The 24,405-nt window shown below is 41.3% G+C and carries 23 protein-coding genes; 17 read left to right on the top strand and 6 right to left on the bottom strand.

Features of this window, described 5'->3' with window-relative positions:
• Window positions 1-21: 21 nt before the first annotated feature.
• The 5 genes from FKV42_RS05755 to FKV42_RS05735 all read left to right on the top strand — a co-directional run bounded on the left by FKV42_RS05755 (window position 22) and on the right by FKV42_RS05735 (window position 4,336).
• On the top strand, window positions 22-1,020 hold the full coding sequence (locus tag FKV42_RS05755) for a DHH family phosphoesterase (protein WP_154809285.1): 999 nt from the start codon (window positions 22-24) through the stop codon (window positions 1,018-1,020).
• A gap of 17 nt (window positions 1,021-1,037) precedes the next feature.
• The gene (locus FKV42_RS05750; protein WP_154809284.1) at window positions 1,038-2,342 is read left to right on the top strand and encodes a phenylacetate--CoA ligase family protein; all 1,305 of its coding nucleotides are present in this window, start codon (window positions 1,038-1,040) and stop codon (window positions 2,340-2,342) included.
• A 43-nt stretch (window positions 2,343-2,385) separates the two neighbouring features.
• Window positions 2,386-2,823: an ACT domain-containing protein gene (locus FKV42_RS05745; RefSeq protein WP_154809283.1), complete on the top strand. Its 438-nt coding sequence runs from the start codon at window positions 2,386-2,388 to the stop codon at window positions 2,821-2,823.
• Between the two features lie 171 nt (window positions 2,824-2,994).
• Window positions 2,995-3,342, top strand: coding sequence for a DUF2103 domain-containing protein (locus tag FKV42_RS05740; RefSeq protein WP_154809282.1), 348 nt, complete (start codon window positions 2,995-2,997; stop codon window positions 3,340-3,342).
• Between the two features lie 10 nt (window positions 3,343-3,352).
• Entirely contained in the window at window positions 3,353-4,336 is a 984-nt protein-coding gene (locus FKV42_RS05735; protein WP_154809281.1) for a methanogenesis marker 12 protein, read from the top strand.
• A 65-nt stretch (window positions 4,337-4,401) separates the two neighbouring features.
• Here the strand turns inward: FKV42_RS05735 and FKV42_RS05730 are convergent, their stop codons facing one another.
• The 3 genes from FKV42_RS05730 to radC are packed head-to-tail and all read right to left on the bottom strand — an operon-like array spanning window position 4,402 to window position 7,605.
• On the bottom strand, window positions 4,402-5,946 hold the full coding sequence (locus tag FKV42_RS05730; protein ID WP_154809280.1) for a thiamine pyrophosphate-dependent enzyme: 1,545 nt from the start codon (window positions 5,944-5,946) through the stop codon (window positions 4,402-4,404).
• A gap of 7 nt (window positions 5,947-5,953) precedes the next feature.
• Window positions 5,954-6,865 (bottom strand): methanogenesis marker protein 11, encoded by a 912-nt coding sequence (gene mmp11, locus FKV42_RS05725; RefSeq protein WP_154809279.1) that lies wholly within the window; start codon window positions 6,863-6,865, stop codon window positions 5,954-5,956.
• A gap of 50 nt (window positions 6,866-6,915) precedes the next feature.
• Window positions 6,916-7,605 (bottom strand): RadC family protein, encoded by a 690-nt coding sequence (gene radC, locus FKV42_RS05720; protein ID WP_154809278.1) that lies wholly within the window; start codon window positions 7,603-7,605, stop codon window positions 6,916-6,918.
• A gap of 144 nt (window positions 7,606-7,749) precedes the next feature.
• Here radC and FKV42_RS05715 point away from each other — a divergent pair, with 144 nt between their 5' ends.
• Window positions 7,750-8,580 (top strand): molybdopterin synthase, encoded by an 831-nt coding sequence (locus FKV42_RS05715; protein ID WP_154809277.1) that lies wholly within the window; start codon window positions 7,750-7,752, stop codon window positions 8,578-8,580.
• 33 nt (window positions 8,581-8,613) lie between these two features.
• Here the strand turns inward: FKV42_RS05715 and FKV42_RS05710 are convergent, their stop codons facing one another.
• Window positions 8,614-9,024, bottom strand: a complete 411-nt coding sequence (locus FKV42_RS05710; RefSeq protein ID WP_154809276.1) for an ArsR family transcriptional regulator — start codon at window positions 9,022-9,024, stop codon at window positions 8,614-8,616.
• Window positions 9,025-9,200: 176 nt separating this feature from the next.
• Here FKV42_RS05710 and groES point away from each other — a divergent pair, with 176 nt between their 5' ends.
• From groES to clpB, 4 genes are all read left to right on the top strand, one after another.
• On the top strand, window positions 9,201-9,476 hold the full coding sequence (gene groES / locus FKV42_RS05705; protein WP_154809275.1) for a co-chaperone GroES: 276 nt from the start codon (window positions 9,201-9,203) through the stop codon (window positions 9,474-9,476).
• A gap of 30 nt (window positions 9,477-9,506) precedes the next feature.
• Window positions 9,507-11,114: a chaperonin GroEL gene (groL, locus tag FKV42_RS05700; protein ID WP_154809274.1), complete on the top strand. Its 1,608-nt coding sequence runs from the start codon at window positions 9,507-9,509 to the stop codon at window positions 11,112-11,114.
• 164 nt (window positions 11,115-11,278) lie between these two features.
• Window positions 11,279-11,740, top strand: coding sequence for an Hsp20/alpha crystallin family protein (locus FKV42_RS05695; protein ID WP_154809273.1), 462 nt, complete (start codon window positions 11,279-11,281; stop codon window positions 11,738-11,740).
• A gap of 179 nt (window positions 11,741-11,919) precedes the next feature.
• The gene (gene clpB / locus FKV42_RS05690; RefSeq protein WP_154809272.1) at window positions 11,920-14,535 is read left to right on the top strand and encodes an ATP-dependent chaperone ClpB; all 2,616 of its coding nucleotides are present in this window, start codon (window positions 11,920-11,922) and stop codon (window positions 14,533-14,535) included.
• Window positions 14,536-14,600: 65 nt separating this feature from the next.
• On the opposite strand, the gene FKV42_RS05685 is transcribed toward clpB, so the two are convergent.
• Together FKV42_RS05685 and FKV42_RS05680 are read right to left on the bottom strand one after the other, a co-directional pair.
• On the bottom strand, window positions 14,601-14,801 hold the full coding sequence (locus tag FKV42_RS05685; protein ID WP_154809271.1) for a hypothetical protein: 201 nt from the start codon (window positions 14,799-14,801) through the stop codon (window positions 14,601-14,603).
• A gap of 114 nt (window positions 14,802-14,915) precedes the next feature.
• A complete protein-coding gene (locus FKV42_RS05680) occupies window positions 14,916-15,767 on the bottom strand; it encodes a TrmB family transcriptional regulator (protein WP_196214061.1) in 852 nt (283 codons plus the stop codon).
• A 163-nt stretch (window positions 15,768-15,930) separates the two neighbouring features.
• Between FKV42_RS05680 and FKV42_RS05675 the strand changes: the two genes are divergently transcribed.
• The 7 genes from FKV42_RS05675 to FKV42_RS05645 all read left to right on the top strand — a co-directional run bounded on the left by FKV42_RS05675 (window position 15,931) and on the right by FKV42_RS05645 (window position 24,330).
• Window positions 15,931-16,134, top strand: coding sequence for a hypothetical protein (locus FKV42_RS05675; RefSeq protein WP_154809269.1), 204 nt, complete (start codon window positions 15,931-15,933; stop codon window positions 16,132-16,134).
• 591 nt (window positions 16,135-16,725) lie between these two features.
• On the top strand, window positions 16,726-19,035 hold the full coding sequence (locus FKV42_RS05670; RefSeq protein WP_154809268.1) for an efflux RND transporter permease subunit: 2,310 nt from the start codon (window positions 16,726-16,728) through the stop codon (window positions 19,033-19,035).
• Window positions 19,032-20,138 carry a COG1361 S-layer family protein gene (locus FKV42_RS05665; protein ID WP_154809267.1) on the top strand — a complete coding sequence of 369 codons (1,107 nt, stop codon included), beginning with the start codon at window positions 19,032-19,034 and terminating at the stop codon, window positions 20,136-20,138. Before FKV42_RS05670 ends, FKV42_RS05665 begins: the two co-directional genes overlap by 4 nt.
• Before the next feature lie 10 nt (window positions 20,139-20,148).
• Window positions 20,149-21,252: a COG1361 S-layer family protein gene (locus FKV42_RS05660; protein WP_196214060.1), complete on the top strand. Its 1,104-nt coding sequence runs from the start codon at window positions 20,149-20,151 to the stop codon at window positions 21,250-21,252.
• 36 nt (window positions 21,253-21,288) lie between these two features.
• On the top strand, window positions 21,289-22,086 hold the full coding sequence (locus tag FKV42_RS05655; protein WP_154809265.1) for a TrmB family transcriptional regulator: 798 nt from the start codon (window positions 21,289-21,291) through the stop codon (window positions 22,084-22,086).
• A 9-nt stretch (window positions 22,087-22,095) separates the two neighbouring features.
• On the top strand, window positions 22,096-23,163 hold the full coding sequence (locus FKV42_RS05650; RefSeq protein ID WP_154809264.1) for a PGF-pre-PGF domain-containing protein: 1,068 nt from the start codon (window positions 22,096-22,098) through the stop codon (window positions 23,161-23,163).
• Between the two features lie 18 nt (window positions 23,164-23,181).
• On the top strand, window positions 23,182-24,330 hold the full coding sequence (locus tag FKV42_RS05645; RefSeq protein ID WP_154809263.1) for an AI-2E family transporter: 1,149 nt from the start codon (window positions 23,182-23,184) through the stop codon (window positions 24,328-24,330).
• Window positions 24,331-24,405 lie beyond the last annotated feature (75 nt).

Genomic DNA, 24,405 nt, shown 5'->3' with positions numbered 1-24,405 from the left:
CGGCTATGTTCAGAGGTTTCCATGCAAGTTGAAGAAACGGAGTTTTACAATAAGCTTCTGGATTATAACAATATCCTTTATCTTTGTCATCGGAACGCCGATCCGGATGCGGTAAGCAGTGCCTTTGCATTATCAGAAGCCATTGGAGGGACAATAGGGCTTGTTGATGGATGTAACAGGGTTGCTTCTCTTCTTATTGATAAACTTAGCATTGACGTGGTCGAGAAACCCGATCCGTCAGAATATGACATTACTCTTGTAGTTGACACTTCAACCAGTTCTCAGCTCAATGACATCAAACTTGGCAAATACTGTGTGATCGACCATCACGCAACAACTGCTCTTATCGAAAATGCAGAGTTTTATCTGCATCGCCATGCAACATCCACTGCTGAGATGGTCTTTGATATTCTTAAGTCCCTGGGTGCACCTGTAATGCGCCGTACTGCAATGGGTTTGCTCACAGGAATCATCACTGATACCGGTCATTTTAAACATGCCACACAGGAAACATTCAGGACGGTTTCTGAAATAATCGCATGTAGTGGTGTAGAGTATGCAGAAGTATTGGAGATGATGGCAGCAACCCCACAGGATATATCCATGCGTATAGCCATGTTAAAATGTGCTACCCGTGCAAACATTGAGAGGGTTGATGACTGGTTATTGGTGGATTCTCATGTGAATTCTTTTGGTGGTGCAGCTTCATCCATGTTCCTTAACATTGGTGCTGATGTAGCTCTCATAGGAACTTCCCGTGATGCCAATATCAGGGTAAGTGGAAGGGCCAAGCGTGAAGCTGTCGCTGCAGGTGTAAATCTTGGGAAGATAATGGAAGATATTAGCCATAATTATGATGGTACCGGAGGAGGTCATGCGGGAGCTGCCGGAATTGATGTAGTTGCCGACATGGATACCATTCTAGGTGAATGCAAAGACAGGATACGTGATATCCTCAAAGGTAAACCCAATCCTTCTATATGTGATTCATTGAATGATGAATGTCACGAATCTGAATAATTTAAAGGGGCAATTAGATGCTAGAATACTGGAACCCATTGATGGAAAGGATGCCAGTTGATGAACTGGAAAAGATGCAGGAGAAGAAACTCAAAAGTCTGGTTAACTATGTCTACCAGCACTCAGATTTCTACAAAAAAAGATTTGATGAAGCAGGTGTCAAACCTGAAGACATCCATACACTTGATGACCTGAAGAAATTACCTTTTACCTACAAATCCGATTTAAGAGATACATATCCTACAGGAATGTTCTGTGTTCCTAACGAACAGCTTGTGCGTTTCCATGTTTCTTCCGGAACCACCGGAAAGCCAACTGTTGTAGGTTACACAAAAAGTGACATCCAGGCATGGAATACATCCCTTGCAAGAGCTCTCACTTCAATCGGTGTGGGTCGTGGGGATATTATGCAGGTAAGCTATGGATATGGTCTTTTCACAGGCGGTCTCGGGCTTCACTATGGTGCTGAGGAAGCAGGTGCCACTGTTCTTCCTACAAGCTCGGGTAACACCGAAAAGCAGATAGAACTGATGCAGGATTTGGGCACTACTGCGATTGCCTGTACTCCGTCCTATTTCCTTTTCATGAACGAGGTTGCAAATCAGCATGGCATCAGCATACAGAATGACACTAAGCTTAAAGTCGGTGTATTCGGTGCAGAAGCATGGTCTGAAGAAATGAGGGCAAGAATAGAGGAGTCAACCGGTATCAAAGCCTATGATATCTACGGTACTTCAGAACTCAGTGGTCCTCTTTGTACTGACTGCCAGTTCCAGGAAGGTATCCATATGTGGGCCGACATGTTCCTTCTCGAAGTAATTGATCCCGAAACAGGTGAGCAGCTTCCTGATGGTGAACGTGGTGAACTTGTAATCACAACTCTTGCCAAGGAAGCACTCCCGCTTATAAGGTATCGTATTGGTGATATCACTATCATTAACAAGGAGCCATGTAAATGTGGTCGTACACATCCACGTATCATGAGGATACTTGGCCGTGCAGATGACATGCTTATCGTACGTGGAATCAATGTGTTCCCCGGACAGGTAGAGTCTGTACTGATGACTATACCTGAAGTTGGCGAACACTTTATGATAATTGTGGACAGGATAAATGAGCTTGATACTATGACCATCCAGATAGAGATGACCGATGAAGCATTCAGTGACAAGGTCAATGATATTATCTCTCTTGAGAAGAAGGTTCAGGCTGCACTTAAGAATGTGCTTAACTTGGCAGTCAAGGTCGAGCTTGTTGAGAGCGGAACAATCCCACGCTCGATGGGTAAATCTAAGAAAGTGATAGACAACAGAAAGCTATAAACGCTTATGCAACATAACTTCTAATAAAAATGCAGGTGTTAATATGGAAGAAAAGATAATCAAGCAGATATCACTTTTCGCAGAGAACAAGCCAGGTCGCCTTGCTAACATTGCAACTAATTTCAGAAATGCTGGTATTAACATAAGGGCTTTTACAATCGCTGAAGCCGGAGATTTCGGTATCATCAGGATGGTAGTTGACAAGCCGGACCTTGCCCACGAAGTTCTTCATGATGCAGGATTCACTGTTTCCGAAACCAGTGTTCTTGGTGTTGAAATGGAAGATGTGCCGGGTGGTCTTGGTAAGATTGCTGATGTGCTTGGTGACCAGAACATCAACATTGATTATGCATATGCTTTTGTCACAAAGACTGAGAAAGCACTTCTTATCCTCAGGGTAAATGACATCGAAGGAGCCATTAAGGTCCTTAACAGTGAAGGCGTAAAGCTCATCGATATGGCAGATATTCAGGAAATCTGATTTTCTGAATATTATTTTCTTTTCTCTAAATAGTCATTTACTTTTTTTGATCAGGGCTTTGTTATTCTTTGTCATTTTCATATTATCTTCTGGTTTTTGCAGGCGATGCAGAATCGAACAACTGAATTGAACCACTAATAATTTATATGACCTGTTGTCATTCCAATTGAAATGACGGATGCTATCAATTCAAAAAGAGTTCGCAAGCCCGAGTGTAAACTCGGTGGTTCACATACTACTATTATTGGCGGACGTGCAGGTAAAAAGATAGTGTCCTTGCTGAGTCAGCATCCTTCTGTCAAAAAAATGATCCCTTCTGTGATAACCGTAAAAGGAAAAGGCAATTCCGGTGGAAAACTGGCTGCCAGGGTACAGAGGCCTGATGACAGGGGAAACGTGCGACTTCTTCTTTCACACGGTACATCTTTCCAGGAACTGCGTATTATCACGAATGTGGGCAGTTTTGAGGAGGGTGAACGTGTGATGGATGAGCTTAATTCATTATTATCTGATATCTAAGGTGTAATTTATGTTCATTGGAATAGATCATGGTACAACTGCAATGCGTTTTGCTGCACTTTTTCCAGATGGTAATGTGCTGAAACTTGAAATTCCAAGGATAGAAGCTGCCGTGATGACACAGTCCCATCTTTTATCCTCAATAGAAGCTGCTTTTGGAATCTCTTCTTCAGATATTCATCTCATGGCTGTGACATATTCCATGGGTGATGGTATAAAGGATATTGAGGACATACGTGCTGTTGAAAACCGTGGTGTTAAAAGTATTGAAGGTGCTGGCAAGAAAACAGGTGGTGGTGGGCTTGTTTTTGATTCAATCAGATTATCAGGGATTCCTGCTGTTGTAATTCCTGGTATCCATGAAGGCAGTGACACAGATCCCCGTCTAAATATTTTCTCACATTCTACAAGTCCTGAAAAAATAGGTATCGCTTATCATGCATTTGCGCTTGGTTTCACTGATTTTGTTCTTTCTGATATAAGTTCTAACACTGTTACAGTTGCCGTTGCCAACGGAAAACTCATCGGTGCCATAGATGCCTGCATCTTTGCTCCCGGACTTCAACACGGTCCACTGGATGTACAGGCTCTCAGGGACGTGGATGCAGGAAAGATGAGCGCTAATGAGGCATTTGTAAATTCAGGTGTTCTTAAACGCACTTCATTCTCAGACAGGCATGAACTCATTAAAGCGGCAGAAGGCGGAGATTCTCAGGCTTTGCTGGCTCTGGATAGTGTTGCACTTTTTGCTGCCATGGAGATTGCAGGTATGCAACTTCTGATGAAAGATTATGGTTCTGCAGGTGAAGTTATCATCGAAGGTTCTGTTGGAGAAGTTCCTGAGGTTGTAAAGAAGATAGAAGCTCATCTTGGTATCCGGGCTCATGTTCTGGACAGATGGAGTGCAGCCATCGGCTGTGCTGAGATTGCAAGGGATATTCACTCAGGTTCAGGTGAAATTCTGGGTTTGAAGGTTAATTTCAAGAAAAAGTGAAATGCAGTTATTGTTTGAAATTATAAATTATAAATTTGAAACAATTAATTTGAAACATCAAACATTTACTGTTTCGTACATTTGCCTTCGATGTAGATTACAGAAACACCTTTTGTGTCCAGTTTTTTCTGTATCATCCCTTTAATAATCTCTGAGCAAGTTTCTTTTCCTTCTAAATCCTGCATCTCATCTATGTTAACGCAAGTTGTATCAGGTACAAGTGCTTTTACAACATTTTTCAGGTCGGGTGCACTCTGTCCGCCTGTCATTGCAGCCACATCATTCTGAAGTATGATTGCAAGGATATCAAAACCGCCTTCAACTGCATTTATCAGTCCAATTATGCCTGAATGTGCAAGTCCGAAATCTCCAATCACAGCTATGCCCTTTCCTGGAAAACCACAGGCTGTTGATATTGCGCCACCAAGTGCAAATCCGGTATCAACTGCGTTTAATGGGTCGGGCGCTGTACGAATGGAGCATCCCATATCTCCTGCAACCGGCCGGATATCATGCAACACATTATAGAGTGGCATGAATGGGCAATCACTGCACATGGGTCTTGAACCTCTGCTGAGAATGGTTTGGATCTCAGTATATTTTGATACAGTATCATTATCGATGTTTTCAAAAGCAAAATCAACATGCTCCTTTTCAACCATGCTGAAAGGAAGGTGACAGGTTCTTTTTCCAAGAACCTTTTCACAACATGTGCTTATGTGTGACTCGATAAAAGGTTCGCTTTCTTCTACAACAAGTATGCGTTCATGTTGGTCTATGAAGCGCTTAACAAGTTTCTCAGGAAATGGTGAAACCATTCCAAGACTCAGATGTGAATAAGAAGAATAAACTAATTGAGTGGAAAGGATTTCGTCCACAATTAATGAAGGATAACCGGATGAGATTATTCCAACGTTTCCTTCCTTTATGGAAATATGATTGAACCTTGAGTTTTCAGCTTCATGAATGAGGAGAGGTTCGGATTCAATGTGGAATCTCTGGTGTTTACCGTGCATTGTCAGTTTCCAGATATTCCTGTCTAAAACCATCTCTTCAGTTTTTGTTTTTGAGTTCGCCTGTAGCCTGCTGACCTTCTGTATTTCCTTTTCCAGCCGGTCAGTTATTCTCATAATTATGGGAACCTTCGCTTCTTCAGAAAGCTCAAAAGCCCTGTTTAGTGAATCGTATGCATCCTGCGGTGTTGAAGGATCAAAAGTGGCAGTCTCTGAAATTGCCCCGTAGAATCTGGAATCCTGCTCGTTCTGCGATGCTTTTGCCGCCGGATCATCGCCTGCAAGTATTACAAGTCCTGACCCTATGGTGTGCATCATTGCTGTCATGAGCGGGTCGGAAAGCACGTTCATGCCCACATGCTTGACCATTACAATTGAACGACGGCCTGTTACTGATGCACCAAGCGCAGCTTCCATGGCTGCTTTCTCATTGGTGAACCAATGGATATCGTAATCTATGGATTCCTTATTCTCAAAAAAGTAGTCTGCAACTGCAGTCATGGGATATCCGGCTACGGCAGTAATGAACCTGACATTGCTGTCAAGTGCTGCAAGATGAATTGCTTCAAGGCCGGTTATATCCTCTGTGTTAGTCATAATTTGATTATTCGATTTGAGCTTTGAGTTTAACTGAATCATCTGGTTGGGCAAACCATGCCAGTGATGCAAGAGCACCTATGATGCCATTGCCATCAAGCCAGATGTCAATGCCGTTGTCTTTAGCATATTGCAGAGCGTATTCCTTTGTAAGTTCTCCACTGCGACATTTTGTGCTGTATTCGTTGATCTTCTTTGCATCATAATCAGAGAGTACGACCATTCCGGTCTCATCGGATACGCTATATTTCAGGAGAGCTGCTTTAACACTTTCAAGCAGTTCCTGTTTTGCATTCTCATCCACGCATCCGAATTCAAGTACTGTGGAAACACAGTTCTGGGTTCTTGCGGATACCGGGAAAAGCTGTACAAGAGAGTGTGACAAATAAATAGACTCGTTACAATCCAGTGCATTTGCCATATTGTGAGTAAGTGTCCAGGTTGCACCTTCTTCCTTGGTGTCGGTGTCATCAATTCCGATGAGCACTCTTTCTCTTCTTGGAACTACAATAGTACCTTTTGCAGCACGGCCACCGCCGGATTCGGTGTAGTTACAGCGAAGCACACCTTCAGCGAATGCCCTGCATTTGGTGGCCCCTACTCCTCCGCCTCCAAGTCCTGCATAGGTAATGTGGACCTCGTCTCCTTCCACAATCACTGACTCTATGCCTGCAGCAGCTGTGGATGGTTTAAGTTCAAGGGCAGAAGTACCGGTCTTTACGGTATATCTGACCATGTTCCCTATGGAACGTGTATTCTGGATGAGCGGCGAGTGAGAATAATGGAACTTGGACCATGCAGCACCGCCATAACAGTTCGAATGCTCGATGATCTCAGCATATTCGTTTTTACTGTCGCATATTGCGTATATGCCCCTGTATGGAGTGATATAGGGGTCACTAAGTTCAATCTCTTTCATTTGGGACTTAAATGCAAGTCAATACTTTAAATGTTTTGTTTGTCGTAGTATTATCTCACATACCCTTCGTCCTTCAAGCTGACATACCTACCATCCCCGATAACCACATGATCCAGCACATCAATGCCAAGCAACTTACCGCCTTCCACAAGTTTCTCGGTAACCGCAATATCTTCTTTGCTGGGTGTGGGGTCGCCTGAAGGATGATTGTGTGAGAGGATGACTGAAGCACAGGATTCCATGAGTGCTGCCTTGAAAACTTCTCTTGGATGAACAATATTTGCATTCAGACTGCCGATGGAAATTAGTTCTTCGCGTATAACCTGGTTTTTTGTGTCAAGCAGAAGTGCCACAAGTCTTTCTTTCTTATGTTCACGCATACCGGGATAAAGAATTGAATATACGTCAGCTGGTGATCTTATCTTTCTTTTTGGTTTATCGGAGAATCCTTCCAGTTTGCGGGCAAGTTCAAAGATAGCAGCTATCTGTGCAGCTTTTGCAGTACCAATGCCGTGAATTTTAGTCAGACTTGCAATATTGGCTTGGCTGAGCTGCTTGATATTATATTCCGAAAAAATACGGCTGCACATGTTGATTACATTTTCTTTCTGTGATCCTGTTCTCAGGATTATTGCCAGCAGTTCTGCATTTGAAAGTGCCTCTGGGCCGTATTTCAGCAGTCTTTCCCTGGGTCTTTCGTCCATTGGCATGTCATGGATGCTAATCTTGTACTCACTCATTGCAATGGCTATAAAATAGTAGAATATAAATTAATCGTAATTTGTCTATTATAATTTACTCTTTATCTAAAAAATAATTAATATGAATTGACTGGATACTGTTTGCGCTGTGTACTTATAGAATGAACTTGCATAGCTTCCTGTATGAAAGTCATTTGTGTTGCAGGATATAAGAATTCAGGCAAAACAACGCTGGTTACTCGCCTTGTAGAAGCTCTTTCCGAACATGGGAAAGTTGGAACTGTAAAACAAATGCTGCATCATCGTTTCAATCCAGAGAACACCGATACCGGTAAGCATTTCGATGCAGGTGCTGATCTGGTTGCAGCAATAACGGACACTGAGCTTGTAACCATAAAGCGTAATCCATCTCTGGAGGATGCCCTGAACTCTCTTGCAGACAACGGCGCAGACTTTGCAATAGTTGAAGGTGCTAAGAGCAGTGACCTGCCAAAGATATTTCTGGGTGAACCAGAAGGTTCCGATGAAGTATCTAATATACTTGTTAAACTGCCTGTAAAATCAGACTGGGATATAGCCGCTATTGTGGAACTTATGCATGATCAGCCTGAATGGGTCACACTGGATTCTCTCATCATGAAAGTGCGTTCCAATCCTGATCTCTGTCTTTCAGGCGGAATTGCAACATTTACAGGTATAGTCCGACGTATCAATGACAATGTGGAAACAACTGCCATAGATTTTGAAAAATATGAAGGTGTTGCCGACAGGGCTATTGAAAAGATATGCTTTGACATGAAACAAAAAGATAACATCATTGATGTCTTAATTCATCACAAGACCGGACTGATAAAATCAGGAGAAGATATTGTTTACATAGTCGTGGCCGCCGCTCACAGGCAGGAGCTTTTCCAGACACTTGCGGATACACTTGAGCATATAAAGGAAGACGTCCCTATCTGGAAAAAAGAGTACACCATTGAAGGTGATTTCTGGGTTCATGACAAGCTATGAGTCAAAACAATTCGAAAAAAAGGTGTAGATGGTTTATCTGTTCTTCAGTCCCATCTGCTCATCTATTTCTTCTGCAATTTCTTCCAGTTCCTGGAATATGCGCTCGGAATCTTTTCTCATTTCCTGTACTGCAGCCTTAAGACTTCCTCCACGAAGGTACAGTCCTCTTTTTTCTCTGTAAATAAGTCCTGAGTTGATCAGGTTCCTTATGTGATGATTTACTCTTGACTGGTTGACCTCTATACTCTTGGCTATGATATCTGATGATATTCTATTCTGGTTTTCTGCCAGCTGCTGAAGTAGATCATGAACTATCTGTGTAGCAAGATTTTCCGTATCTCGGCCTGAAGATAATCCAAAACTGTTACAAAACCAGCGAATATCTTCTTCCAGTATCTTTTCCCTGGGCTTTTCCAGATTTATCAGGATTATCTGTTGTGGCATAAGATTCCTCTATCTTGCAGTATATATATAAATATATCTGTACAATATCGACATGATATCGACAAAACCGATAAAAACGCTATTTTTTGCAAAAGGTATATATACGAGTTCTACAATATTATTGCTCAGTTGATCGGAACTTTTCCGGTCAAGTGATAATTGGAGGAAAATAAACGATGATTATCAGACCAATTGGTGAGAGAGTCTTAATTAAATCTGTCAAAAAGGCAGAAGTCACTGAAAGTGGAATTTACATCCCTGACTCCGCACAGGAAGAGAAGAAAGAAGGAATTATAGTTGCTGTGGGAACCTATGAGGATGGCAAAGAACTTCCATTAAAAGCCGGTGAACACGTGATTTACGGCGGTTACAAAAGTGACGAGATCGACATTGACGGTGAACTTCACATGTTCATTGATTTCAAGGACGTCTTAGCAGTAGTTGAAGAATAAGGAAAAATAAGGTATGATGGAGGAATATCTATGTCAAAACAGATAATGTTCGATGAAGATGCACGTAAGGCATTGTTAAGTGGTGTAGATAAAGTAGCAAATACCGTAAAAATTACACTTGGTCCAAAGGGCCGTAATGTTGTCCTTGACAAGCCCGGTAGTCCGGTTGTAACCAATGACGGTGTAACCATTGCTAAAGAAATAGAACTTAAAGACAAGTTCGAGAATATGGGTGCAAAGCTTGTAAAAGAGGTTGCATCAAAAACTCAGGATAATACTGGTGACGGAACAACCACTGCAACCTTACTTGCACAGTCAATGATAAGAGAAGGATTAAAGAACATCAGTGCAGGTGCAAACCCGATCGAGGTAAAGAAAGGTATTGAAAAGGCAACCGAGAAGGTCGTTGCAAGTCTCAAGGAAAAGAGCAAGGATGTAAAGGACAAGGAAAGGATCCTTCAGGTTGCAACTATCTCCGCAAACAACGATGAGGTTGTTGGTGAGTTCATCGCCGATGCAATGGAAAAGGTAGGATACAACGGTGTAATTACAGTTGAGAATTCCAAGACCATGGAAACACACCTCGAAGTTGTGGAAGGTATGCAGTTCGATCGTGGCTTTGTATCACCATACATGGCAACAGATCAGGAAAAGCTCACCTGTGAGTTTGAGGATCCTTACATCTTAATCACTGACCGCAAGATTTCCACCATGAACCAGATCATCCCGGTACTTGAGAAGGTCGCCAAGGAAGGCAGACCTCTGGTTATGATTGCTCCGGATGTAGAAGGTGATGCACAGGCTGCACTGATATTGAATATCATCCGTGGTTCATTACGCGTATGTGCTGTAAAAGCTCCCGGATTTGGAGATGAGCAGAAGGCCATGCTTGAGGATATTGCAATTCTCACAGGCGGTATGGTAATCAGTGAAGAGAAGGGCATGAAGATCGAGGAATTCGCAGAACACATGCTTGGAACAGCACGCAAGATCAATATTGACAAGAACAAGACAACAATCATTGAAGGCAAGGGTGACAAGGCTGATATCGAAAAGAGAATGCAGCTTATTGAATCACAGATCAATGTCACAGATGCGGAGTTCAAGAAGAAGGAGCTCAAGAAACGTCTTGCAAAACTTGGCGGCGGTGTAGCGGTCATAAAGGTAGGAGCTGCAACAGAGACCGAACTCAAAGAAAAGAAGATGAGGATCGATGATGCCCTTAATGCTACAAAGGCTGCCGTTGAGGAAGGTGTGGTCACAGGCGGTGGAATTTCATTATTCCGTGTAACATCTGTGCTTGAAGACCTTAAACTTGAAGGTGAACAGGACATTGGTCTTAAGATCGTCAAACGTGCACTGGAAGAACCTATCCGCCAGATCTCACTGAATGCCGGAAGAGATGGTGCTGAAATCATTGCTCAGATCAGAGGGGAATCCAATGATCAGTACGGTTACAATGCAAAGACGGACAGCTTTGAAGACCTCTTTGAGGCTGGTGTTATTGACCCAACAAAGGTTGTCAGAAGCGGATTGCAGAATGCTGCATCCATTGCGGCCATGATCCTGACAACAGAAGCAGTTGTAACTGACTTTGATGATGAGAAAGATGATAGGACACCTGCGATCATAATCTGATCGCACTCTTATCTTTATTTATTCAACCAATATTCAGAAAACGTAACGAGGTGAAGAATAGACGTTTCAAAATCAGCAGAAATCCACAGAAATTCAAAAGTAAAATTGTACAGCCTGATAAGCAAAGAACAACAAAATATCCATGAGATAAAAGGAGTGATAGTATGAGATTTGGTCTGACAAAAGTAACACCTGCAAAAGGAGGATTATGGAACCCTATGGACGAGATCGTGCAGATGCAGGAAATGCTGAACAACATGTTCAAAGAGAGGAGTTTCGGGGAAAGATGGTCGGAAGCCGGAATACTCGCACCACTTGTGGATGTCAAGGACGAAGGTTCCGAATTACTTGTGACCACCGATCTCCCGGGAGTAGAGAAAGGTGACGTTGACCTTGATGTCAGTGACAATATGCTGACTATATCTGCAAAGCGCAGTTCAGACAAAGAAGAAAAGGACGAAGGCTACTTGCGCAGAGAAAGGACTTACAGTTCATTCTCAAGAACTGTTACATTACCAAATACAGTCTCTGTAGAGGGTGCAAAGGCAAAACTCGAAAACGGTGTGCTTACCGTTACTTTGCCAAAGATGCAGATAGAAGAAAACAAAAAGATACTCATCGAATAGATGGGTCCATGCATGAGTAATCCTGTATAGCTGCGGCTATAGCCGCTTGCTATCGGATATTTATTTACTCATTCCGGGTTCAGGCATGACCCTGAAAAACGTGTCAAGTGTCAAAAGTGATTTATGTTAAAATCAAAAAACAATAAATGGGAAATGTCAATCCCGGGGAGTTTATAATTATGGATCTTAATCGTTTCACACAAAAAGCCCAGGAATCTATTCAGGGTTCAAGTACAATTGCTGCAAGATACAGAAATCAGCAGATAGATTGCGAGCACATGCTTCTTTCATTGCTGGAGCAGAGCGGAGGACTGGTAACAACCTTACTTCAGAACATGGAAGTGCCGGTGGACCGCGTAAAAGAAAAAGTCGAAGCCCAGCTTGCAACCCTTCCACAGGTCTCAGGGCCTGGTGGTGATCAGGTCTACATGACCCAGACTATGAGACGTGTCCTTGATGCTGCTTCACAGGAAGCAGGCAAGATGAAGGATGAATACGTAAGTGTTGAGCATCTCCTGCTTGCAATGGTCGAGGAAAAGGACAGCTCGTGTGGTAAGACACTCTCAAGTGAAGGCGTTACACGTGACAGGATACTTGAAGCAATAAAGCAGGTAAGGGGGAATAGAAGAATAACCTCAGAAAATCCGGAAGACACAATGGAACCACTGAAGAAGTATGGAATTGATTTCACAGAACTTGCAGCTCAGGGTAAGCTTGACCCTGTAATTGGAAGGGATCAGGAAATTAGACACTCAGTTGAGATCCTTTCACGCCGCAGAAAGAACAATCCTGTACTTATTGGTGAAGCAGGTGTCGGTAAGACAGCAATTGTTGAGGGTCTTGCACAGCGTATTGCCAAGAAGGATGTTCCTGATGCCATGAAGGACAAGCGTATCATTGCTCTTGATATGGGTGCACTTATTGCAGGTGCCAAGTTCCGTGGTGAATTTGAAGAGAGACTCAAGGCTGTACTTAAGGAAGTTGCAGATTCTGAGGGCCAGATCATTCTCTTTATTGATGAGATTCACACCATTGTGGGTGCAGGTGCAACTGAAGGTGCAATGGATGCAGGAAACCTCCTGAAGCCAATGCTTGCACGTGGAGAGCTTCACTGTATCGGTGCAACAACTGTTGATGAGTACCGCAAGTACATCGAAAAGGATGCTGCACTTGAACGCAGGTTCCTGCCAGTATTCGTTGAGGAGCCAACTGTAGAGGACACCATATCCATCCTTCGTGGACTGAAGGAGAAGTATGAGGTACACCACGGTGTACGTCTTAAGGACTCCGCACTTGTGGCTGCTGCGATCATGAGTCATCGCTACATTGCAGACAGGTTCCTGCCTGACAAGGCGATCGACCTTGTGGACGAGGCCGCTGCAAAGAAGAGAACTGCAATTGACAGCAAGCCTGCTGAACTTGATGAGGCAGACCGTAAGATCATGCAGCTTGAGATCGAGCGCGAGGCACTGAAGAAGGAAAAGGATGCTGCTTCAAAGGAGCGTCTTGAAGTCCTTGAAAAGGAACTTGCAGATATCAGGGCTGAATCCGATGCTATGAGGGCGAGATGGGATCGTGAAAAGGAAGCTATTTCAAAGCTTGGTTCACTGAAGCAGGAGATAGAGGACACAAAGGTTCAGCTTGAACTTGCTGAGAATGATAACAACCTTGAACTTGCATCCAAATTGAAGTACGGAACACTCATCCCATTGCAACACCAGTATGCTGAAGAGGAAAAGTTGCTTCAGGAAATGCAGGGTGAGATGCTTCTGAATGAGGAGGTGGGTGAAGAGGATATTGCCGATGTTGTCAGCCAGTGGACTCACATACCTGTAACAAAACTCATGGAAGGGCAGCGTGAGAAGCTAGTACACTTTGAGGACAACCTTCACAACCGTATCATCGGTCAGAGTGAAGCTGTTAGGGCTGTTGCTGATGCGGTCATACGCAACTACGCAGGTATCAAGGACCCGAGGCGTCCGATTGGAAGTTTCATCTTCCTTGGTCCGACAGGTGTTGGTAAGACTGAGCTTGTAAAGGCACTTGCAGCCGAGTTGTTCGATGATGAGAATAACATGGTGCGTATTGACATGTCCGAGTATATGGAAAAGCACACAGTTGCAAGGATGATCGGTGCACCTCCTGGTTATGTAGGACATGATGAAGGTGGCCAACTCACAGAGGCTGTACGCAGAAGACCTTATTCCGTTGTACTCTTCGATGAGATTGAGAAGGCACATCCGGATGTGTTCAACGTCATGCTGCAGATTCTTGATGATGGTCGCCTGACCGATTCCAAGGGCAGGACTGTGGACTTCAAGAACACGCTGATAATCATGACATCCAACATCTTCGCAGGTGATCTTACCGAACTCCTGAAGTCTGATGAGGATGCACAGGATGTGGATTACAATATACTGCAGATGCGTGCAATGACTGAGCTTGGAAAGTATTTCAGGCCGGAGTTCCTCAACCGTGTTGATGAGATTGCTCTATTCCATGCACTCAAGCCGGAAGAGCTTGTAAAGATCGTTGACATCAAGGCAGCTGACCTTGTAGAGAGGCTTAAGGATAAGCGTATCAGCCTTGAACTTACAGATGCTGCAAAGGCATATTTGTCAAAGGCAGGATACAGCGAAACCTTCGGTGCAAGGCCGCTTAAGAGAGTTATTCAGAACGAGGTTGAGACGAGGATTGCAAAGCTTATTGTTGCAGGCGAGGTGCCGGAAGGTTCAACAGTAATTGTTGACAGCAATGGTGCAGAGCTTACTGTGGGCGTTAGACCTGCAGAATAAATTAACAAAACGAAAGTAACAAAATCACAGAGGTAAAAAAGTAGTAGAATTCATATGAATTCTACTTACTGTCCCTGTAACTTCTGCCCAGCTGCCTGAAGTGCTCCACCAAGGGCTTTTGCAAGCTCACAGTTTTCGTTGCATTTGCACTCACATGTGCAATATTTTGGTGCGTTTTCCATCATCCACTGGCCGAGGAAGCCAAAGGCTTTGAGTTCTTCTGCACTGGCATTCTGTACGTAGTTGTTGATGTCTTCTAATTCCATGAATTATCACCGAATTGCAATAAGTTGTGTATTAATATATACTTAAGCGTCACAATTATGTACTAAACCTGCGCCAGTATAGAAAAATAACCGTATTTTAAGTATCTTCATAAATCAAAAGTTGAAGTCCATCTTTTTTGCTTTAATCCAGAGTTCATCAAACTTATCTTTCAGTTTTGCTGCATATTCTTTGTCGTATACTTTAAGTTCGCCGAATAAATCATCTGGATTTAAGGGATCTGGAATTGTTATATATGTAATGTATTCATCAATGAGCCTGAAATCAAAATCACAATTTAGGGCCCTTGCATCTATGTTCATTTTGATCATTTCTTTGTCATGTGGATCTTTTATATGTCCAAACCTGTTTATCATTACGTAATTAAAGACATTTTCTGGAAGGATTATTTTGATCTTAACTCCTTTTTTTGCAGCCTTGACAAATTCATCAATGACATTCGGCATGAATTTATTTGGATCAATGTTATTCTCTTTATGAATGAATTTTGACATTTTTGCTGGCTTAACATGCAATATCTCATTTTCAACTTCATCAAGCAGATTCTTGATATTCTTAATGATATCTTCTTCACCAATAGAAGTGGCCCAGAACTGCAGTTCCGTATGATCTGGCTGTGCTATATCGGAGAATTTCGATTCAAGTTCTGTCACTTTCAGTTTAAAATTTTCCAGTTCGTTCTTTGTTTCTTCTTCTTTTTTAGTATAAAGGTTGTTCAGAGCAATAGATGGTTTAACAGCCTTGTATTTTCGGGGTCTTGATCTCTGGAATTCAACCAGTCCCATATTATTCAGATTTGAAAGGACTTCATAGACCTTCCCGACAGGTATGTCAGATTTACGTGACAGTTCCTGTGCTCCGGTTACTCCTTCTTTTAGTAATGTTGAGTAGGCAGAAGCTTCGTATTTAGTAAGCCCCAGATCTCTTAGTGATCCTTCATGGTTCATGTTATCACGTTTTGTAAGCATTTATACTTATAATTCCTTTGTCAAAACAACTATAAAGATGTTTTTGCTGATAAGATTTATATTCTATTCTGACGTATTCATACTTGACGATACATCGTCAGGTATTCGTAGCATCAAACTACTTATTAAAAGGTGTTTCAAAATGAAACAAAAATTAGGTGTATTTCCCAATACAAAATCTTCAGTTGACATATTAAGAGAATATATTGAAGATATTTCTGTAAAAAACCTTAATAATGATTGGATTCAGGAAAAGAAGATTGATCTGAATTTATTAATGGAAGATACTCATTCTTACGCTGGTTTTAAAGTATCTTCCAGACATTTTTGCGACAATCGCTATTAAATATTATTTTAATGTACCTTTTTATATGTTTTTTTAAGAGTGAAATTCTTATATATACACATGTATATACAATGTTTTAATTTCTTTGTTTTTCTTCTTGTTGAACGGTTATTTATTCTCATACATCATTTCGTTAGATATTGAAGTTAATTTTTATATTTTCAAACACGCATTTTAGCATTCTAAGATCTATCTTATAAATTACAGTTTGTCTATTTATCGCAAGGTTTATTTACTAATAATGCTGTACATAGTTTTGTGTACCATCAACAGCACGCAATGCGTGTATGTTAGTACCACCCTATCCAACCCCCAACGAGGCATCCTTTCCGGGATGTCTCTACCCTGTTTTAATATTTGATATAAATGACTAATCGACGTGCTGGCGCGGCAAATTGTAACCAAATACACTTCTGATGAGTTTATTTTAGGGTAAAACCCTTATATATTAAACTAGCTATTTGTCGTCATGTTAAAACAACTCGCACAGAGTTTTTTAGTAATAATAATAAATCACAAGGAGTGTTTATCATAAAAAACATCTTTCAAAAGCTGGGTGTTTTCGTAGAGAACAATACCATTCCGATTATAATGATAGCACTACTTCTGATAATTATCTCTTTTCAGGGTGCTCAGTTAATTGGAATGGCTTCAGGTACGGATACCTTTGTTGATAAAAACTCAAAGCTGTATCAGGATTATGATCATCTGTACCTGAATCTCTTTGGCACTGAGTCCATTGTTGTAATGGTTGAAGGTAGTGATGTTACAGATCCGGAGCTTCTGAAAGCCCTTGACAGGGCATACCTGTCAATTCAGAAAATACCAGGTGTTGTGGAAGTAACTTCGCCTTCTACTGTTATTAAAGAAGTTAATTATCAGATGACGGGCAGAAGTATTATCCCCGATGATCCGGAAACGATCGATGGAATAATAACCTCAGCAATGCCCAGTGCCCTTATGCCTGACGACACACATGCCATAATGTCTGTTGTCATGGAAGGTACTACATCGGATGCCACCCAGGAAGACATTCTCAGGGAAACAGAATCTTCCATTGAACTTGCAAACTTCCCTGCAGATTATAATATTATCGTTACCGGCGATCCGGCATTCATGATAGCGATGAATGATGAAATGACTACAAGCATGGGTATGCTTCTTTCCTTATCTGTTCTTTTGATGATAATAGTGCTGTATCTGGTGTTCAAGCATGTCAGATGGAGACTGCTTCCTCTGCCAATTGTTCTTGTGGGTATAATATTCACGTTTGGTGCAATGGGCTTCCTTGATATCCCAATGTCAATGGTTTCAATGTCAGCATTCCCTGTTCTTATCGGGTTGGGTATTGATTATGCCATCCAGTTCCATAACAGGATAGAAGAAGAACTTGCGCGTGGTGTAAGTGATGAAGAGGCCGTTATTGATACTATCAAGCATACCGGTCCTGCAGTATTAATAGCACTTATCATCACAGCTCTTGGTTTCTTCTCATTGTTCACATCCACAGTCCCGATGATCCAGGATTTCGGAAAACTGCTGATGATAGGAATAGCAATGTGTTTCCTTTCCTCTCTGTTTCTGGGAGTCACTGTTCTCTATGGATTCGATAAGATATCTAAATTAAATATACCTGGCAGACTTGGTTTGAAGAAGAAATCAGCACACCATGAAACTCATATTATTATTGATGAAGAACATGAAGCCGATTTCCTTGAAAAAGCCCTAAAAGGGATTTCTACATTTTCAATGAGAAATGCGTTTCTTGTATTGTTTATTGCAGGTTCCCTGTGTGTTGGTGGTCTCTATGCAGACAATCTTGTAGGTATTCAGACTGACACCCAGACTTTCGTCCCGCAGGATATGCCTTCTCTACTGGAGTTGAAACATATGGGTAATATCCTGGGTGGAGACGACCAGTTAAACCTGATAATAAAATCGGGAGATAATGCTGATCCGGAACTTCTGAAATGGATTGATGAATTCTCTGAACATGAAGTCGACGGCAGAAGCCATATACAGGGTTCTTCAAGTATTGTTGACGTCGTAAAAGCGGCAAATTCTGGTGAGATTCCTGATAGTTCAGAGAAGATACAGGATATATATGATCAGCTTTCTGACAGGGAACGAGATGCCTATCTGGAAGGGTCTACAATAATCCTGCTGAACTTAAACATAGGTAATGCAATGACGGATATTGGTCTGGAAGGCATAGAATCTCTTTCAAACATTGTGGAAGAAGATATTTATTGGATGACTCCTCCTCCAGGCGTACATATAACGATGACAGGCAATTCAATGGTTTATGTTGCTGTAATTTCTGCTTTGACCTCAGGCAGGGTCTTTATGACAATGCTTGGTATTGTGTTGGTATTTGCAGGTTTGTTGGTAATCTATAGGGATATTCTCAAAGCTCTCACTCCGGTTCTGACCATGGTTATGGTTGTAGGCTGGTCCGGCGGATTCATGTATTATACAGGAATGGAATATACACCGATGACTGCGACACTTGGGGCATTGATCCTTGGTGTTGGTTCGGAATATGCCATCCTTATGATGGAACGCTATTTTGAAGAAAGGGACAAAGGTGCTGATCCTGAAGAAGCAATGCAGGAAGCAAGTGTCAAGATTGGAAAAGCCATTGTAACATCAGGTCTTACAACGGTGTTTGGTTTCTCTGCTCTTATAGCTTCACCATTCTCAATTACCAGTAACTTTGGAGTTATCACGGTAATGGATGTAGTACTTGCATTACTTGCAACATTTGTGATATTCCCTCCAATCATAGTTACACTGGATAAATTCAGGGAAAAGAGGAGACACTTGCACCAATCGCATAACAAGTCCGGTTCAGGTGGAAGTAATATATTAAAAAGCATTCAGGAGGCAATTACCCAATGAATGTGAGATATAGTAATATAAATGGTCTTAAAAAATATACCAGTCTTATGGTGGTATGTATTCTGCTTTCTATTGCTTTTGCAGCAGCAGTACCTTCTGTGGCTGCAAAAGAATACCTGCCTCCTACATATGAATATACAAATAATTTCTATAACTCGTATGGTGAGCCTTCAATTTCGGCTTCCGTACTTGGTGATACGGAATTCGAACGAGGTGAAACCGCAACCCTTGAAGTTGTTCTTGCAAACCGTGGCGTAATCTATGGTTTTAAAGCAGACAAAGGTGTGGGGACTTCAGAAACATTACATGAGCTTTCACTTGATGAGTTGCAGTATGAAACCATGAGGACAACTGCATACGGTATCAAGGCAAGTCTTGTATCTTCTACGGATCTGATAGATATCGATCCTGAAACAAACGGTCAGACTTTGGAAGAATTATATCCTGGAGTTTTGCCCGATGATCCGATGAGATTTACCATAACTCTGTCAGAGGATATTCCTGCAGGTGTCTACATGCTGGAATTACCTTTAAGCTATGAGTATCAGAGTGAGGTCAGGATGACAGCAGGTGAATCCATAATACTTGGTGAGCCGAATCTCGATCATACAAGTATTTACACTAATGTGGAAACAACTCTTCAGATTCCTATTATTGTAAAACCTGCAGCAAAATTTGAGATAACAAATATTACAGGGTCCCTGGTGTCAGGCGGTACAAGTGTTGTGAATGTTACATACACAAATACTGGTGAACTCACCGCCGAAGATGCCATTGCAAGAATTATTGCAATGAAGCCACTGAGTACTGAACGTTCAACCAGGGTTCTTGGAGCAATGGAACCAGGTGAAAGCAGGACAGCTAGTTTCACAATCAGTTCTGATGTTGGTACACTCGCAAAGAACTATGGTATTGACAGCGAGATCAAATACATCGATGAAGATGGTGAAGATGCTTTCTCTACAGGCATGAAAGTGACCCTGCCACTTGAGGAACCTGAAAGAGAGATCAATGTAGTTGGTATTGCTCTTGCTGGTATTTTTGTAATAATAATAGTATTGATTGTTAAAAATAAAAGGAAAAACGTGTCTAATGACAATTAGAGGGATGCTTATGATTAAAAATATTAACTTTAAAACGCTGGTTTCAGTATCATTGATCCTCAGTCTGCTATTTGTAGTTCCTGTGAGTGCTGACTCCATGTCTACAATGGATCTGGAACTTCCGGATTTCTTCAATTTTGATGAGAACTATTACACAGTTTACGGTGGTCCTGATGTATCTGCCACCCTTGTAGGAGATAATGAATATTCAAGAGGCGATGAGGTTACCCTTAAGATCAACCTCATGAATAAAGGTGTGATTACCGGTTTTAAGTCAGAAGAAGATGATGATCCTGTATCAGAACTTGACCAGAAGATCCAGTCTACTGAGATGGGCTATGAGGCACAGAGGACAACAGCAATTGGTATTGTTGCAATCCTGACCTCTGATGATCCAAATATCAGGGTAAAGTCAGGTCAACAGGAAGCAGGAACTCTTGCATCCGGTGAACAGACATCTGATCCGCTGGAATTTAACATCGAAATATCAAATAATGCACCTGCCGGTGAATATCCACTTAACCTGACACTCTACTATGGTTATCAGGAAAATGTACAGATCAACGGAGACAACGAAACAGACCTTGGTATTACTAACATGGAAGTTGGTCTCTGGTATGCAGTAGGCCAGCAGATGGATGAGGTAAGTGTTATTGTTGACAAGGAAGCTGACTTTGAAGTCACAAATGTCACCGGTGAGCTTGTTCTTGGAGAAGAAGGCATAATTCATGTTATCTACAAGAATGTTGGTGAAGAAGCTGTAAAAGATGCAACTGTAAGAATAAGTTCTGCTGATCCTTTCAGCACAACCGATGACCAGTCATTTATAGGTTCACTCGAACCAGGGGAATCTGCAGAAGCAATTTTCAAGCTGAAGGTAGATGAGACTGGTGTTGCAAAGACCTATGCTATCAACAGTGAAGTAAAATATGAAGATACTGATGGTCACAGCCAGACATCCGATACTGTGAAAATAACAACCGAAGTTCTTCCAACAGGTTCCTCTGGCTCCAATTCAGGGGTATATGTAGGTATTGTTGTAGTACTTATCATTGTAGTTGTGGCTGCAATAGGTGCTAAGAAATTCCTAGCAAAAAAAGAAGAAGATAAGTGATCTTCTTCTTATCTTTAGTTTTCAGGGGCAATAATTATGATCATCACATCTCTTCAGAATCTTGGTTTTACTTCTTACGAAGCAAAGGTTTACGTGGCTCTTGTCAGGAATGAAACAGCAACAGTTTCAACATTACATGACGATTCAGGAGTTCCGAATTCGGCTATTTACGGTGCTTTGAAAAAGTTGGAAAAAAGGGGAATTATTGAATTCCAGAACACAAAACCAATGCGTTACAGGTGCATCTCTCCTGAAGATGCCATTTCCAAGTTAAAGAAAGACTATGCAGAAGAATGTGATATTGTCTTTGAAAAACTAAATGAAATATATGGCGAATCTGCAAGTGAAACAAATGAGGAGCATATCTGGAATATTAATGGTGTAAGAAATGTAACCTGTAAAGTGATCCAGATGCTGGAAGGTGCAAAAAAGGATATTCTCATACTGGCTTCATCAACTCCTTTCGGGACAATTGCAGAAAACCATTCATCCCTCAAAAAAGATTATACTACTATTATCGGCATTATGAATAAAAAAGCCAGTGAAGAAGGCATTAATGTGAGGGTTATAAGTTCATGTGAGGATGAAGCAAAGAAGATCAAGAATCTTGTTCCTCTGGCAACAGTACGTGTAAACTCAATTGAAGAGGCTGATTCAGAGCTCAAGAGTTTTGTTATTGTTATTGATAATTCGGAAATGCTTGTTGATATACTAAAAGATGGGGATGGGTACACTGATCTGTCTGCTGTATGGACTAATGGTGCAGATTTCTCTTCTGTTATTTCTCATCTGTTAAGTGCAAAATGGGACACATCGGAAAGATATACGATATGAGGTTTTATCTTGCTTCTCACTAAACATGATATTAAGGCTCAGCTTATAATTTCCATTATTTTCCTTATATTGGTAATTGTTCCTGCATCTGCAACCGTCAATGCTACATTTTCACCGGATGATGCAGTTGTCAGTTCAAGACTTGACCGTGAACCTGTCTTCTGGGCAAATGTAAGTGAGGATTCCGATGTGGTCTGGTTCCTCGATAATTATCAAGTGGCAAGTTATACTGATATTTGCAACAGCAGTTATGTTCCTGATGTTTCAGAAACGGGAAATTACAGTATAATGGTCAATGTTTCAAATCCAAATGGAAGTATAGAAAACCAGTGGTATTGGGTAGCTACTCCGACCCCTTCCCAGATTATGTCCGGCGGAAGCGGAGGCAGCAGTTCATCTGGTTCTGTTTCTTCCGGTGAAGATTCCAAAAAGATTCTTGTGAAAGAAGTGAGTATGCAGATACTCAACAAAAATGTGCTTACTGAGTTCTCATTTAATGAAGAGGAAAATCCTATAAGTTCTCTTGAATTCACTTCATCTGTAAATGCAGGTTATGTGCGCATGTCACTTGAAGTATTAAATGACCGTTCATCCTTTGTGTCTGAAGACCCGGATGATAAGGTTTACTGTTATGTAAATATCAATCCTGACAAAACCGGTCTTGATAACAAGATCAGCGATTCCCGGATTTTCTTTAGTGTCAGTCAGAAGTGGCTTGATGAAAATAATATTGATGCCGATTCTGTACGTCTGAATCTGTTCAGCAGCTATGGCTGGAAAACCTTCCCTGTAAAGATTATGTCAGGAGACAATGCATCAGAGAATTCCCATTCAAACGTTACTTTCGTTTCAACAACAATTGGCTTTGGTAATTTTGCGATAACCGGAAAGGTAAATGCAAGTTCAGATGATGAAGTGGTAGTTATTGATATGGGTGATGATTCTTCAAAGAAATCTTCAGGCTCAGACTCTGGTTCCGGGAAAAGTGAAGATGGTTCTAATTCAGAAAATGTTCTGGATACTGTGCTTAAATCCATGAAAGAATTATTTATAAAAAGAAATCCTGTAAATACTTAAGATTTTACAGGGGAAAAAATGGCACTGACAACTAATTCTAAGGTATGGAGCATAATGCTCATAGTATCAATATTCATTTCTATTTTTTTTGCTGTACTATTTTACTTTGAGGACATATTCATCGTCTTGATAGTTGGGACCTTACTCATACTTCTTACTGATAGCGTCATTATAGAATTTGATCGGTATTTTGGTCATAAGTCTTTATGGGCCAGAAGACTTTATGCTGTATCTCTTGTTGTCATAGGCATATTGCTGGTATCTCTATTACTGGTTGGTCAGTTGTCAGATATGACCTCTCTTGTGAACTCTCAGGAAGAGTATGAAACAGGAATTTCTAATATTGTTTCTACTTATGGTTATCTCTTTTCTTCACAAAATAATGTTAATATAGGTCCAATGATGGGCGAAAGTCCGTCAGGAATTCCTTCTGGGAATATAAGTGGAAATATGAGTGTAGGTGTTGATGGTGATATGGCTGCATCTCCGTTGATTTCCAGTGAGGACATGCAGTCAATTGGTGATTACATCTTCAATTTCTTCTCATCTCTGATTTCAAAATTATCTTATTATATATTCACAGGCCTGTTGATAATACCAATGATGTTCCGTCTTTATTTTGCCAGGAAGAACGTAATAGTCTCTGAGATCGTTAGCATCTTCCCTGTAAAGTATCAGGATTGTGTCTCTTCTTCAATGCTGGATATTGGAAAGCGCCTCAGGGACTACTTCTCTGCAAAGATTCTTGAAAGCGTGATTGTGGGACTTATTTGTTGCATCGGTTTTTATCTGGCAGGCGTTAACGGATGGTTTTTCCTTGGTGCGCTTGCAGGTTTGCTGAACATAGTTCCTTATATTGGTCCTGTTGTCGGTGCAATTCCTGCTGTGATAATAGCTTTTATTGTAAGCCCGACGACTGCACTTTATGCGATAATAACAGTTGTAATAGCGCAACTTGTGGATAATCTGTATCTGATACCTTACATGATCTCAGGTAAAGTGAATGTAAATCCATTGTTGAGTATTTTGCTGACTTTGATATTTGCAGACATGCTTGGTGCTTTAGGTATGATTCTTGCAATTCCGGTGTATATTATTTATAAAGTAGTATTGACTGAATTCTACAATGAACTAAGAAAAATATATCCTGATGACTATGATGCTTGATGATGTTTTTTGCTTATTCGCATGAACATTATTCTCTTTTTCATTGTGTTCACAGGCGTTAATATTTAGTGTCTC

The organism is Methanolobus vulcani (genome assembly GCF_006546655.1).
GTDB lineage: Archaea > Halobacteriota > Methanosarcinia > Methanosarcinales > Methanosarcinaceae > Methanolobus > Methanolobus vulcani_A.
This window is presented reverse-complemented; position numbering and strand designations above follow the sequence as displayed.

Coding starts and splice junctions, on each gene's coding strand:
- FKV42_RS05755 (WP_154809285.1), top strand. CDS start 22: ATGCAAGTTGAAGAAACGGAGTTTTACAATAAGCTTCTGGATTATAAC.
- FKV42_RS05750 (WP_154809284.1), top strand. CDS start 1,038: ATGCTAGAATACTGGAACCCATTGATGGAAAGGATGCCAGTTGATGAA.
- FKV42_RS05745 (WP_154809283.1), top strand. CDS start 2,386: ATGGAAGAAAAGATAATCAAGCAGATATCACTTTTCGCAGAGAACAAG.
- FKV42_RS05740 (WP_154809282.1), top strand. CDS start 2,995: ATGACGGATGCTATCAATTCAAAAAGAGTTCGCAAGCCCGAGTGTAAA.
- FKV42_RS05735 (WP_154809281.1), top strand. CDS start 3,353: ATGTTCATTGGAATAGATCATGGTACAACTGCAATGCGTTTTGCTGCA.
- FKV42_RS05730 (WP_154809280.1), bottom strand. CDS start 5,946: ATGACTAACACAGAGGATATAACCGGCCTTGAAGCAATTCATCTTGCA.
- mmp11 (WP_154809279.1), bottom strand. CDS start 6,865: ATGAAAGAGATTGAACTTAGTGACCCCTATATCACTCCATACAGGGGC.
- radC (WP_154809278.1), bottom strand. CDS start 7,605: ATGAGTGAGTACAAGATTAGCATCCATGACATGCCAATGGACGAAAGA.
- FKV42_RS05715 (WP_154809277.1), top strand. CDS start 7,750: ATGAAAGTCATTTGTGTTGCAGGATATAAGAATTCAGGCAAAACAACG.
- FKV42_RS05710 (WP_154809276.1), bottom strand. CDS start 9,024: ATGCCACAACAGATAATCCTGATAAATCTGGAAAAGCCCAGGGAAAAG.
- groES (WP_154809275.1), top strand. CDS start 9,201: ATGATTATCAGACCAATTGGTGAGAGAGTCTTAATTAAATCTGTCAAA.
- groL (WP_154809274.1), top strand. CDS start 9,507: ATGTCAAAACAGATAATGTTCGATGAAGATGCACGTAAGGCATTGTTA.
- FKV42_RS05695 (WP_154809273.1), top strand. CDS start 11,279: ATGAGATTTGGTCTGACAAAAGTAACACCTGCAAAAGGAGGATTATGG.
- clpB (WP_154809272.1), top strand. CDS start 11,920: ATGGATCTTAATCGTTTCACACAAAAAGCCCAGGAATCTATTCAGGGT.
- FKV42_RS05685 (WP_154809271.1), bottom strand. CDS start 14,801: ATGGAATTAGAAGACATCAACAACTACGTACAGAATGCCAGTGCAGAA.
- FKV42_RS05680 (WP_196214061.1), bottom strand. CDS start 15,767: ATGAACCATGAAGGATCACTAAGAGATCTGGGGCTTACTAAATACGAA.
- FKV42_RS05675 (WP_154809269.1), top strand. CDS start 15,931: ATGAAACAAAAATTAGGTGTATTTCCCAATACAAAATCTTCAGTTGAC.
- FKV42_RS05670 (WP_154809268.1), top strand. CDS start 16,726: ATGATAGCACTACTTCTGATAATTATCTCTTTTCAGGGTGCTCAGTTA.
- FKV42_RS05665 (WP_154809267.1), top strand. CDS start 19,032: ATGAATGTGAGATATAGTAATATAAATGGTCTTAAAAAATATACCAGT.
- FKV42_RS05660 (WP_196214060.1), top strand. CDS start 20,149: ATGATTAAAAATATTAACTTTAAAACGCTGGTTTCAGTATCATTGATC.
- FKV42_RS05655 (WP_154809265.1), top strand. CDS start 21,289: ATGATCATCACATCTCTTCAGAATCTTGGTTTTACTTCTTACGAAGCA.
- FKV42_RS05645 (WP_154809263.1), top strand. CDS start 23,182: ATGGCACTGACAACTAATTCTAAGGTATGGAGCATAATGCTCATAGTA.